10 protein-coding genes are annotated in these 13,210 nt (G+C 32.0%); 6 read left to right on the top strand and 4 right to left on the bottom strand.

Annotation, left to right across the window (positions count from 1 at the left end):
* Nucleotides 1-559 precede the first annotated feature (559 nt).
* Nucleotides 560-1,609, bottom strand: a complete 1,050-nt coding sequence (locus F1Z66_RS04500; protein ID WP_149862418.1) for a ParB/RepB/Spo0J family partition protein — start codon at nt 1,607-1,609, stop codon at nt 560-562.
* 628 nt (nt 1,610-2,237) lie between these two features.
* On the opposite strand from F1Z66_RS04500, the gene F1Z66_RS04495 reads away from it, so the two are divergent.
* Nucleotides 2,238-2,636 carry a histidine kinase dimerization/phospho-acceptor domain-containing protein gene (locus F1Z66_RS04495; RefSeq protein WP_149862417.1) on the top strand — a complete coding sequence of 133 codons (399 nt, stop codon included), beginning with the start codon at nt 2,238-2,240 and terminating at the stop codon, nt 2,634-2,636.
* Between the two features lie 129 nt (nt 2,637-2,765).
* Here the strand turns inward: F1Z66_RS04495 and F1Z66_RS04490 are convergent, their stop codons facing one another.
* Nucleotides 2,766-3,329 carry a hypothetical protein gene (locus F1Z66_RS04490; protein ID WP_149862416.1) on the bottom strand — a complete coding sequence of 188 codons (564 nt, stop codon included), beginning with the start codon at nt 3,327-3,329 and terminating at the stop codon, nt 2,766-2,768.
* A gap of 747 nt (nt 3,330-4,076) precedes the next feature.
* On the opposite strand from F1Z66_RS04490, the gene F1Z66_RS04485 reads away from it, so the two are divergent.
* On the top strand, nt 4,077-4,343 hold the full coding sequence (locus F1Z66_RS04485; RefSeq protein ID WP_149862415.1) for a hypothetical protein: 267 nt from the start codon (nt 4,077-4,079) through the stop codon (nt 4,341-4,343).
* A 599-nt stretch (nt 4,344-4,942) separates the two neighbouring features.
* Nucleotides 4,943-6,214, top strand: coding sequence for an Nramp family divalent metal transporter (locus tag F1Z66_RS04480; protein ID WP_159357468.1), 1,272 nt, complete (start codon nt 4,943-4,945; stop codon nt 6,212-6,214).
* A 546-nt stretch (nt 6,215-6,760) separates the two neighbouring features.
* On the opposite strand, the gene F1Z66_RS15260 is transcribed toward F1Z66_RS04480, so the two are convergent.
* Nucleotides 6,761-6,937 carry a hypothetical protein gene (locus F1Z66_RS15260; protein ID WP_154670485.1) on the bottom strand — a complete coding sequence of 59 codons (177 nt, stop codon included), beginning with the start codon at nt 6,935-6,937 and terminating at the stop codon, nt 6,761-6,763.
* Between the two features lie 733 nt (nt 6,938-7,670).
* Nucleotides 7,671-8,213 (bottom strand): AsnC family transcriptional regulator, encoded by a 543-nt coding sequence (locus F1Z66_RS04475; RefSeq protein ID WP_230207449.1) that lies wholly within the window; start codon nt 8,211-8,213, stop codon nt 7,671-7,673.
* 81 nt (nt 8,214-8,294) lie between these two features.
* Between F1Z66_RS04475 and F1Z66_RS04470 the strand changes: the two genes are divergently transcribed.
* From F1Z66_RS04470 to F1Z66_RS16220, 3 genes are all read left to right on the top strand, one after another.
* Nucleotides 8,295-10,523, top strand: a complete 2,229-nt coding sequence (locus F1Z66_RS04470) for a heavy metal translocating P-type ATPase (RefSeq protein ID WP_149862412.1) — start codon at nt 8,295-8,297, stop codon at nt 10,521-10,523.
* 1,906 nt (nt 10,524-12,429) lie between these two features.
* A complete protein-coding gene (locus F1Z66_RS04465; RefSeq protein ID WP_149862411.1) occupies nt 12,430-12,936 on the top strand; it encodes a CHRD domain-containing protein in 507 nt (168 codons plus the stop codon).
* Between the two features lie 103 nt (nt 12,937-13,039).
* The gene (locus F1Z66_RS16220; protein ID WP_255437890.1) at nt 13,040-13,168 is read left to right on the top strand and encodes a hypothetical protein; all 129 of its coding nucleotides are present in this window, start codon (nt 13,040-13,042) and stop codon (nt 13,166-13,168) included.
* The last annotated feature ends 42 nt before the right edge of the window (nt 13,169-13,210 follow it).

The following is a 13,210-nucleotide window of genomic DNA, read 5'->3' as shown; positions in this document are numbered from 1 at the left end:
AGTTGTATATCAGATTGTATTACATTTGTAGAATTACAGGGATCAGAAAGAATCTCGATTATCATGACTATTACAATCTAATGAAAAGTATTTCTCATGAATCCTTTGAATAATACAGTCATTCCAAGAGTATTCCACAAGTAAAAAATATTGAAAGGCAAGAACATATTCATAGATATTGTAGTCAAATCATTGATTTTATTCACTTTTAGTATTGCTCAGACTTTCTTGGTCAACATTGCTTATAAGTAATAATAAGATACTGCACTATTAATTGATGAGATGGAATAAACCTATTTGCTTTGAATTAGTGGTGAATCAACAATGCACTAGAATCAATATGGAGACATGTAGAAAATTCTTTTAGATTGATCTTAATTATGATATTGTAAGAGTCTGTTAACATATTATACAAACATAAAAAAATACAACCAGCTGTTCCTAGTTAGTTAACATGTTGTTTAGTTAATAATATATTTAATTTATATTTATATAAAATAAAGGTATTTATCGAATCAAACATCAATTTTTAATATTGTCACTATTTCCTTTTAAGATTTTAATTTTTAGTCATTAAACGGTGGCATTTAAAAATATTTTTTGCATATTTTTTCTTTGTTCTCAAAACGTAATCTATTTGATCGCGTAAAACTCGAGCATTAAATGATAACATCTCATTAATCAAAAAATTTTCCTTATCTTCTTTATCACTATTATCATCATCATTCATCATATCAGAAATTCTGTTCAAAGCAATCCTTAAAGCTACCACAGTTTTATTAAATGACTGCAATTCGCTTCTTACATCAATCATCTCAGAATTTTCACAGTAATAGGGATCTTCTTTTATCTTTTTTCGAATTTGTTTGATAGACAAATGTCGCTTAGAAATCAAATTTGCCAATTCGGACTGCTTTTCACTATTTTTAATTTGAAGCAATTCTTCCGCAGAACTTGGAGGTAGGATCATCTTTTCTATTTTCTCATGAATGTCATTGGGTAAATCCAAAAGAGCGATTCTTTTTGATATATAACTAGGGCTTGTTCCCATTTTGTTGGCCAATTCTGTAATACTACCCCATCCATTATCATAAACATAGTTTCTAAAAGCAACTGCTTCTTCCAAAGGTGAGATTGAATTTCGTTTTATATTCTCAATTAAGGCAATTTCATATGCCTGTCTGTCATTTAAGTGCATAATATGGCAGGTAACCTTCTTCCAGCCTAATGACTTACAGGATAGGTATCTTCTACAACCTGCGACAATTTCAAACAAACCGTTATCTTTAGGTCTGACAATAATAGGCTGCAAAAGACCATCTGTTTTTATTGAAAGTAATATATCCTGGATATCTGAGTATGAATACGACATTCGTAGACAAAATTCGGGCAATATAATATCTTTAACAGATATCTTGTCAATTTGTCCTACAAACCGACTACTATATGTTTGAGGATGTAGTGTCAACTGTAAAAATATAATATAGAACAAAAAATAAATATAGACAATATATTGTCCACTAAATGAATTTTTGTTAGCCCTTTTAACAATCTTCAATGTGAATGAATTTGCCTTGGAATAGAAGGGATAAATAGGTATAAAGCACATAACGGTAGCCTCGGGTCATGGATTATTATACCAAAATAAATTCGATAACTCATGCCTTATCTGCTATTAAATAATAGTCTCAGAATCTACTATGAAACTTGTGGAAATGAAGGCCTTTATCCAAATATTTTGATTCATCCTTTAAGTGGAAATATACCGATATGAAAAGAACAAATATCACACTATAAAACGAGTAGGTACAGAATCATAGCCTACGAGCTTCATGATCATAGAGATCTAAAAAGGGCAAGAAACTTAATTTCACAATCGATGATCTGGATAAACTGACGAAGTATCTAAGGGTAGTAAAATGCACTTTAATCGGACACTCCATAGGTAGAAATAGATTCTGTTTTTGCAAAAAGGTACATCAGCATGGTAGACGCAATAATGTTTATCAGTGGTTCTCCTATTCCTCTTTCTAATAACGATCTTGAAGGCCCTAAAATGATAGAATTAGCTTACACAAATTGAATAAATGCAGTAACAGAATACGAATGGAAGATAAACTATCAGAAGGAAAAAGCATTTCAAAATGAAAATGAAAATGACTGGAAATGATTTAAAGAAATATTTACTAAAACTACGGTAGAAGGATTTATAGCTTTAATATAGTTTTATTGCCATTGTGCTGTCAATAAATAAAAAACTTAAACATGAAGTCAAGGATAAAACAAGTCAGTTTTTGAAGAATCTCCAAGATTTAAAACTATCAAGTGAAAAACTCGTTCAAAGTGAAGAAATGGGAAGGGAGTTTGTTAATACTGCTGCTCACGAACTTAAAACCCCAACTCAAGCAATAACAGGATATTCAGAACTGAACGATGAACTGTTTGATGACATTTTTAAGAATAATAATGTTTTGTTAGATAAGAAATTAGAAAGATTCCTAAGGCAACTTTACAAACATCATGAAGGGATATCACGAATCGCTTTGAGACTGGATACTTTAGTAAATAATCTTTTGGATGTAGCCAGGTTTGAGTCTGGTAATAATAGTAATAGTAACAAAAGTATTAACTTCTAAATTAGTATCACAGGTTAATTCGACCGAACATATTTATTTTATTTATTCAAAGCAACTGGCCTACTTAAACATGTTTTTTACATTAGAATCGATGCTTTTATCTTACCCTATAACAGGTAAAATTCAAACTTAGTGTATTAACTTCTCAGCCAAATCTGAAAGTTTAAATGGCATTGTCAAAATATTTCTATCTTTGATAGATTTTAAATTTAAGATTTCTTTTGGCAAATATTGCTTTTTGATCGTCGTTACCAAAATTATCATTTGTGAATTACGGTCTTTAGACATTTTTGTTCTTACATTATCTACTAAAACTCCTTCCGAATGAGTATCTAAAACTACCATAGCATAATTCTTTCCATTCCTCCTGATTTGAATATACTTTGACATATTCCTATCTTTGCAATCAATTATATCTGACTCTAAACCTAACAAATCAAAATATATTCTAAAAAGGGACAATATTTGGTCATCTGATTCTACAAACAATGTCCTTTGTTGAGATAATCCCTTGGGTACAAGACATTGTTGCATATGATTAGAATTTGTTATTAACGAATTCTGTCGGTCCAGACTTTGAAATTTTAATTGTGTATTTTTAGTTAAACTATCTTGGTCATGGTCGTATACAACTCCCTTTACAGTAGTATATGGAAATTGATTTACTTTACTTAGATTATGAGTATGATACATATATTTTTCCCCGAACAGAAATACAATTATACCATTGTTTATATACCACTCATTTTTTTACTGAAAAATAATAGTTTTTTGAATTTTGATGATTTTTATTTATAATGCTCAAATCACTAAAACTTTAACCAACCACATTGATTATAGCAAATAGCCAAAAATCAATCCCTATCTCAAGTCATGGATATCAATTCGCTCATTTTTGAAATTCATTACTTTTATCTTAATATTTTAAAGCTCAGGTCATTCTCTAAAAGTCATTACTATGTTGCAAGGAATTAAATGACCGCTCAAAAATCTAACTTGGAGATAGAATAGAGAATAACGTTTAGAATGTCCATAGGCATATGAAAAATACCTGTTGTACATTATTAAACTACATGCTACAAATAGGATAATACCTAACAGAAATATTTTGATTATCGTAAATTTATTATTTAATATAGGTTGTCTGTTGACAGCTTACCTCCTAAACCATTATTCATATCAAGTATCCTACCGGGTAAAATTTACATATTGTTTTTATTTGTCAAAATCATACAATTCGGTTAATTGTAAATTAACGATTATCCAAATGATAATATAATTGACCTGTAAAATCACTAACTTAAATTTTTTAGATGTGTCCATGTAATAACTACATACTGAAAATAATTGGATTATCGTAAATTCACTGTTTGGGTTTTTCCTGGAAAAAACAAGAAATTTAATGGCAAACTTTCACTATATGAAAAAAGAGGAGGGATATTGATACTGTTCGGCGATGTTAGTCTTCTTGATGAATTTACCGACAACAGGTCAATGCAGGGCCATGAGAAAATTAAAAACAAACATGTTTGTCTATGGGGAACCACACCAGACTTTACATTGGAAGATGGCATAACCATCGATGGCTTTGAAAATCACATACACATGGAAAACCATGTCATTATTAATATAAAGGTCCATAATTGGTTACGAGGTCACCACGTATTAAGACCAACAGAAGAATACCAATCCGGCCAAACCATTTAACATATAAAATAAAACCAATAAGTGAGTAACCCGAATAAATTAAAAGACTATCATCTAGATTAAGAAACAATATGAGTCATACTGCAAATTAGGCATGTCTTTTCACTTTTAACTTTTATTTTATATCATATTCTCCTGCCATATGGTAGTTCAAGAAAGTGAATTATCAAATAAAGAATCATGATTCTATAGAGACTTTCTTGATGATGCTAGAAGAATGCCAAAGACATTCACCCTGAAGTGAAAGATTTACATACCCGGTTAAGGTTTAATGATGAATTCAATATGGAGTGTCGAAATTAGAATTGAGTTGTGCGGACAAAAGATCAATATGGATAAAAAGAGTAAAAAAATCCATAGACGAAATTGACGATATCAAAAAGGGACAAAGAGACGTCTAAATTTAATAACAAATTCTTTTTGGTTTATCCAATTCTGCTAACGAATCAAGAGGCAAATTGAATACATATTATTTCTGATATCGTGATAACGCTCGACACATAATAATACAATTAGACAAGTATTCGCAGCGAGGTATAATGTGGTCCTAAAACACTAAGTATGTTATAAAGAATCGCTCTTAAGAAATAATAATCCCCTTGTTTGAAGATGTAAAACTGTTTTTCCAATGTAAAAAAGGACTGATAAATTTTTTCATCTATACTGGACCCGCTTTGATAGTTAGCGTTGCATACATGGATCCAGGAAATTTTGGTACTGCAATACAGGCAGGAGCATCTGTGGGCTATAGTTTACTTTGGGTAGTTTGGCTTTCAAGCGGCATGGCAATGTTGCTCCAATATTTATCAGGAAAGTTAGGTATAGCAACGGGAAAATCTCTCCCAGAAATAATTAGAGAAAAATTAAACAAGAAAACCATTATAATACCATATTGGTTAGCAGCAGAAACAGCTGCATTAGCAACAGATTTGGCAGAATATTTAGGAACAGTTATTGCACTTAATTTATTATTTGGAATACCATTACTGCATGCAGCTATTTTTGGCGCTTTAGATGTTATACTGATACTAATAGCTATCAGAAATAAATTCCGTATTTTAGAGCAGATTTTTGTATTGTTTGTCTCCATAATTGGCTTTGGCTTTTTGTATGAATTATTTATTGCCAAGCCGGACTTTTCATCTATATTAATACACTCAATAAACCCCATGTTTGCTAGTTCTGACGCTATTTTACTATCAGTTGGGATTATAGGGGCCACGGTTATGCCCCATGCATTATTTTTGCACTCTTGGTTAACTAGTAAAAAGCTTGACAAACACACCATTGAAGAAAAGCAAAAATTAAGAAAATTACATCTATTAGAAAACGTAATTGTCCTTACTGTAGCTGCCATGGTCAACGCAGCAATAATGATCATGTCTGCTGCAGCTTTTAGTGCTGATTATTCAAGCGTTCAAACAATATCTGATGCGTATATGATCCTAATCCCTTTGTTTGGTACCGCCGCAGGAATAGTTTTCATAATTACTTTACTCTCATCAGGGATTTCATCGTCAGTAGTTGGCACATTAGCCGGACAGGTGATAATGGAAGGACTGCTAGGCTTAAAGGTAAATTTATGGACAAGGCGAATTATAACTAGATTTATTAACGTTGTTCCCACCACTATTGCAATTTTACTGGGTATGGATCCCCTTAGTATCTTAGTTTATAGTCAGGTTATACTCAGTTTGATGATCCCGTTGCCAATCATACCTCTCATAGTAATTACAGGAAGTAAAAAAACAATGGGTGAATTTGTAAATAAAAATATCACTACAGTAATATCTATCCTTTTTGCTGGGATTATCCTGGTGTTTAATTCCTATTTACTACTTTCAACTATTATTCATATTCAAGTATATTAATAGAGAAAGTTAAAACAATAATACGTTACTTTCCAGTCTTTGTTAAATGACTACAAAATAGTTCAATCCTTTGTGAGAAAAATCTTAATGCTGTTACCAAAATAGATTCTTAATAGTTCTCCAACTACTTCCAAATGCAGTGCTCATTTGTCAATGTGTGTACCATAAAATCCAAAATTTCTTAGACTTGGTAGGATTCAGAAATTTATGTCAAAACTAAGATAAAATGTATAGAGGCCTAAATTATATTATTTATTACTATAGCATGTAGAGAGCAAAATATCAACTAAAAAATGTTGTTTGATAGAATAACTTTCAATGTAATGATTTGGTACTTTTGGTTTTATTTAAATTAATTAAATAGCAGGTTAGAACTCATATACCTTAATACAATTAATATCAATCTCCAAATCATGTAGAATTTCCATAAAAACAATTTCACCCATTTTTATCACAGGCTCATTATGTATTTATAATTTTTATATTATGTAGGATAATTTCTCTTATCTACTCTGAGATCTATCCATTATTATATTATTTATATAATCAAATAGTAAAACTGGTACCTATATTTTCGATCCTCTTTGTTTTAATGTTTATTGTAGCAATTTTCATGACAGAAGATAAAGAAGTTGCGATTGCAAAATCCGCTGCAGAAGATCCAGTCTCAAATCCTGAACAATCATTAACAACAGTCTGAGACCGGATTAAAAAACCCGGCAACTTACTTTGATATACCTATAGGGGAGACTAAAAGTACTATGCAATCAGGAACAAGCTCTTCCATTTCAAATTAAGGTAATGTATTGAAGCTAAGTAAGGTAACTCCATTTTCTCAAATGATAATGTAGGCAGTAAATTAACATATCATTTTGTAGGCACAATAGACCTTACCTTTTAACACACCAGGGAACTTAACAATCGACATTTAAATAAACCATCCCATTATCCTATAGGGAGTTTGTAGTTGATAATTTTTGTCACGAGATCGATTCTTTTTGCTTATCAGAAATACTTGGACGAAAAATAATGCAACCCGATTTATGATTTAATTTCTGCAACATGATTTTTGAATATTATTATAAAGCCAACTATGATCATACGAACCCTTTAATAAATAGGAATGTGTCAAAAGATATCTGATCGAATTTTCTTTTACATATTTTACTCTGCGATTCAGAAGAGTTAGTTAACTAAATTGTAAAAACTAGATTTACTAAACATCTTTTACATTTGTAAAGTTTTATAGTTACATAAGATACCAATACTATAATAATATATGGCCAAAGGTCCAGTTTGTAACACGAATGTAGATAAAAAAGCCGCAAAATACGTATCAGGAATCAGCAACAGTAACAAAATTGACCTATGTTCAGCAAATTGTAAATAATAATGGAGCAAAATCCACCAAAATATGGATATTAATGTAAAATTAATTATAGCAAAAAATTAACTTTTATTCATCTATTTCAGATTTACCTTCATATTTTCTTTTTATTGATTCTATCCTACCGTGATATTTTTGACTGTAACCGGATTTACAAGAAACACAACAAAAGAATCTTTCAATATTGGCAAACTTTAGGATTTTAGGTTTGCCGTATATCGGCCCATCACAAAAATCACAAACAACTTTTATTGCTACACCTGTCGTAATCTTTTTCTGAACTTCGCTTATTTCCTCTTTTAAGTTACTCTTTGGATTTCTTGTAGTAATAGCACTTCGACTTTGTACACTCTTTGCGAGTTGCTTCTCTAATTGAATATGAGCATCAGTATCATTATCTTCCGATCCCAGTTTTTCAAAGTCAAATACTGGCAAAACCCCTTTAATAAATCCAATATTTACGAGTCTTTCATATCTGGCTATTACTGTCGGAGTTGTTATTCCTGTCTCCCTTGAGATCTGTCTGAAAGGTTTTCTACCATCCTCTAATATTGATTTGATGATAGATACGTCGATTTCATCCAAACTGACCGGCATATAATTACTATCCATTTTATAATAAAATAATAATTATATAATATTTTACATTTGTAAAGTCTAGTTATTATATATGCATTTATTGTTATTACTGGCATGGCAAAAGATCCTATATGCGGCATGTTTGTAGATGAAGAGGAAAATTCAATTCATCATACAAAAGACGGAATTACTTACTATTTTTGTGCTTCCCAATGTCTTAATGAATTTCTTGAGCCAGAGAAGGCTTTGAGAAAATTAAAGATCCACGTTACGATAAGCATCGCTCTTACTATACCAATAGTTTTTCTTAGTTTACCACACATGATTCCACAACTTGGTCATATGTTCCCTATGGATATGATGCACTATACTAACTATCTACTATTGGCCTTGGCAACGCCAATCCAATTTTGGATTGGATGGCGTTTTTACAGAGGATTCTTGGATGGCATTAAAGCTAGGGCATCTAATATGGATACCCTTATAGCCATAGGTACAACCGCTGCCTATGTCTACAGCGCGATAGTTACAATAATTCCAGGATATTTTCCATTTACCACAGTATACTTTGAAACTGCAGCCATCATTATTACCCTTATTTTGATAGGAAGGTTACTTGAAACAAAGACAAAAGAAAAAGCGTCTGATGCGGTTAGGAAGCTCCTAGACCTAAAGCCACGAACTGCTCGTGTATTAAGACCTGAAATAAGGGAGAAAAACAATTCGAACAAAAATACTAATGACTTTGAAAGTACCAGGAATAACAATAATATTGCTCTGGATGACTCTCGATTAAAATTAGTAACAAAGGAATTTAAGGAAATAGAAATTCCAATCGAAGAGGTAATTGAAGGAGATATAATGATCATAAAACCTGGCGAAAGGGTTCCTACTGACGGTATTGTAGTAGATGGCTTTTCTTCGGTGGACGAATCTGCGATTACAGGGGAAAGTATTCCCGTGGATAAAGTCAAGGGCGATCAAGTTATTGGGGCAACTATCAATAAGAATGGTTTATTGAAAGTAACGGCATCCAAGGTTGGTCAAGATACAGTTCTTTCACAGATAATCACTCTAGTGGAAGAAGCCAAAACTGGAAAAGCAAAACTGGAAAAAATGGTTGACCAGGTCGCCAAATATTTTGTCCCTGCAATAATAATTATAGCAATCGGGGTGTTTCTTGGATGGTATTTTGTAGGTAATGCAGGATTAACCTACTCCATATTGGCATTCGTATCTGTAATGATAATTGCATGTCCCTGTGCTTTGGGGTTGGCCACGCCAGCTGCTCTTATGATGGGGTCGGGCAAAGGTGCTGAAAATGGCATTTTGTACAAGGGTGGTGAACATATAGAAATAGCAGGAAAAGTTAATACCATAGTATTTGACAAGACAGGAACATTAACGGAAGGAAGACCTTCTGTTACAGATATCATATCATTTGATCAAATGGATAAACTTGAATTACTAAGTTTAGTAGCAGTGGCAGAATCTGCATCCGAACATCCATTGGCACAAGCTATCCTATCCAAGGCAAAAGAAGAAGGAGTCAAAGTAGTCCCACCCGAATCATTTGAAACCGTAGCAGGATATGGTCTTCAGGCTACATACTCCAACCAAAGGATAATAATAGGAAATAGAAAAATGATGCATGAAAACAATATTCCAATTGATGTTTCCATAGATTCAAGGCTTTCCCAATTGGAGTACGAGGGTAAAACTGCCGTCATTGTTTCGATAAATAATAGATTATCGGGAATAATTGGAATAGCTGATACAATTAAAGAAGGAGCAAAAGAAGTCATTGAGAAATTAAAAAGTCAAAGTATCGAACCAATAATGCTCACGGGAGATAATGAGAGGACTGCGAAGACTGTTGCTTCCAAAATTGGTATTGACAGGGTAATAGCACAGGTATTACCACATCAAAAAGAAGAAACTATATCTGATTTAAAGGTAAAACAAAACAGGATTGTGGCAATGGTCGGTGATGGAATAAATGATGCACCCGCTTTGGCTAGAGCAGATTTGGGAATTGCAATTGGTTCTGGAACAGACGTTGCCAAAGAAACGGGTGGCATAATCTTGATCAAGAATGATTTACGAGACGTAATAACTGCCCTGGAATTAGGAAAGAAAACAGTTTCAAAGATAAAACAGAATTTGTTTTGGGCTTTTGCTTATAATACTGGATTAATCCCGGTAGCAGCCGGTGCGCTTGTTCCTATTTTTGGACTTTCAGTATTTGGATGGTTACCAATCCTTGCAGGTATAGCAATGGCAATGAGCTCTGTAACAGTGGTTACAAATTCACTACTACTCGGAAGATACACCCCTAAATAAATTCATGGGATTAATCTGCTCCCTATAATCAAATGTGGAAATAAAAATAGTTTGTAATATACTTTACAAAAAAGTTCACACATTTATCTTTTGGGAAGAATCTCTATTATTTTCTGTTGGGAGGACCTTATTTCATGGGCATTATCTGGTTTTGGATATCCCACAACTTGAACCCATTTACCCACAATTTGAACATGATCACTTCAATTCAAAGACGAAAGTGTGCTCGGACATTCGCATTCCCACAAGAATTTATTTTAAAAGATTTGCTAATAGTATTGAACATATACATCTTCTACAGATCCCAAATTAAAGTAAAAATTAAATCAAGATTTAGACAAATTCTAAGATGCAAATTAGTTTTGTATTTGTCACATATTGGTCTATAAATCTTAATTTGAAGATTTATACTTAATTTTGAAAATGCCTCTTTGGCTTTGATTTAACTCGACCAAAATCAAAAAGCATTAAATACGATATTAAACTTTGATTAATCACCTTCCAGAATTTGGTAACTTTATATCAATGATCTGTAGTAATAATTTCTAAACAGCTGCCTAACAACTATTAATTTGAAGTATGAAGCAGAGCCAAACTCTATTTTGAATCTTAATTTAAAGGCAGCATAATATATTATGAAATTCGTAGTGAGCATAGAGTTCATTACAAAGAAAGATTACACTCAGATTGATCAACATTAATGTCATCATGTTTCCAAGACATAATTATTATTTCATTACCGATAATTTCAAGTTTTATTGTTCAGTAAAATTCTAAATTCCATGTTTCTTATATTAATCCAATCGACCTTCATTACGTAAATCAGCGATAATCTTCATCAATGTGTCATAATCAATATTAACTTCATTCAAAATGAATGAATGATCAACTTTTCCGTGTTTTTTGATAAACCTCAAAATAATTTGTTTTTTCTTTTCGAATGATCTGTCCTGAAGCAATATAGTGTATTATAACAGGATTTGGCATATAATATAATATGATATAATATAATATGACCTATATAGCATACGAAAACTTATTTTTCTATTTTGTGACTAATTGAGATGTAGAGGATGATTTGTTCACAAACGATAATAATTATTACTAACGATTTTGTTATATGATATTCGAACAATATAAAAATATAGTTTTAAACAGATTTTAATGAGTTACAATTATGGTAAATGATTAGAATATAATTCGATTTTATTTGTAAATAGAAACATTTTAAGAGGATACATTTTAATCTCTTATCATAGATTAATCGGATAAAATTGAGACAGTGTTTGAAAGCATACAATATATGAATTTAAAATAGAAGAGCTGGATGCAACTATGACCACTATATCCAGGAGCCCTACTTCTTTTATGCTCCCACCATTACCTGGGCATAGGTTTTAAAAGTTATAACTTTCAATGAAATTATTCCATAGAAAAAATCCCAGATATCAAGATAAAACCTGTTTTAAGGACAGTGTATCAAGATCAGGTATCGGACAAAATCATAATTACCTTTACCTGTGACAGTGAGGTAGATCATATATCTCTAGGGGTTGTCTCCTGCTTAAAAATATGTGGAAATTTCTTATATAGATATGATGAAACTTTTAGAAAGCAAGACGCCACATAAATAAAGCATATTTATTAGAATTAAATGTCTATTTTGGTACGATTATAGCTTTTAGATCCTAAGATCTTTAGATAACAGGCATTCAATAACCAGAAAGAGTAAGTAACTTGCTTGTGGAAATTAGTATATATAAATATCTCAACTGCACTATTTCGCATATCGACAAGACAAGATTACGTAATAATGATAATTAATTATTTCATTGTACCGTTATTTTATTTGGATTAATATTCAATTAACAAACACATTATATACTAGAACTATCTTTTTTTAGCAATGAAAATCAACAACCATATTTTGACATTTATCATGTTGTCTAATGCAACAACTATTGCTGGAGTTGCAACAACTTCAAGTTTAAATGCACAAGACGTTTACGCTAACCATGAGTTTGTCGCCAATATGACTGGTAAAGAAGAGGTACCTCCGGTTGACACACAAGCAATAGGCCAAGCCATATTTGTCCAAGATTTGCCCCTGAATCAAACAATTCACTATTTCCTAAATGTCACAGCAATTCAAAATGCTACCCAAAGTCACATCCATAGCGGAGCTCAAGGTCAGAATGGTCCAGTCGTGGTAACTCTGTTTAACTCTAGTTCCCCACAGAAGGAGTTCCTGCAAAAAGGTATAATTAATGCTACAAATCTGGAAGGGCCTATGAAGGGAAAAACAATACCTGATTTTATAGCAGCGATGGAGAACGGTAGCATGTATGTAAATGTTCACACCGAACAAAATCCCAAAGGTGAAATACGAGGACAGTTGGTAGACATGCCATAATACAAAGAGATGTTAAAAACTTTTTTTTAATGAAATTTCGAGATGAATTGAGATTCTGCATAATAAAGATCACTCATTTAAAGTTTCATGCATATGAATCAATATGAGGGGTAAATGTGATGAATGTGGAATGGAAAATGTAGAAGTGATGACTATTAAGAAGGACAATAGAGGTGAAAATATTACTTTATGTAATCAATGTAGACCTGCTGACGGAGCATATGCTTATTAATAATCCATGTTTATTTTAACAACAATACTCAAAACGACACCA

It is taken from the genome of Candidatus Nitrosocosmicus agrestis (assembly GCF_008389435.1).
In the GTDB taxonomy this organism is placed as follows: domain Archaea; phylum Thermoproteota; class Nitrososphaeria; order Nitrososphaerales; family Nitrososphaeraceae; genus Nitrosocosmicus; species Nitrosocosmicus agrestis.
The sequence above is the reverse complement of the archived record's forward strand: the minus strand, read 5'-3'. Positions and strand labels throughout refer to the sequence as shown.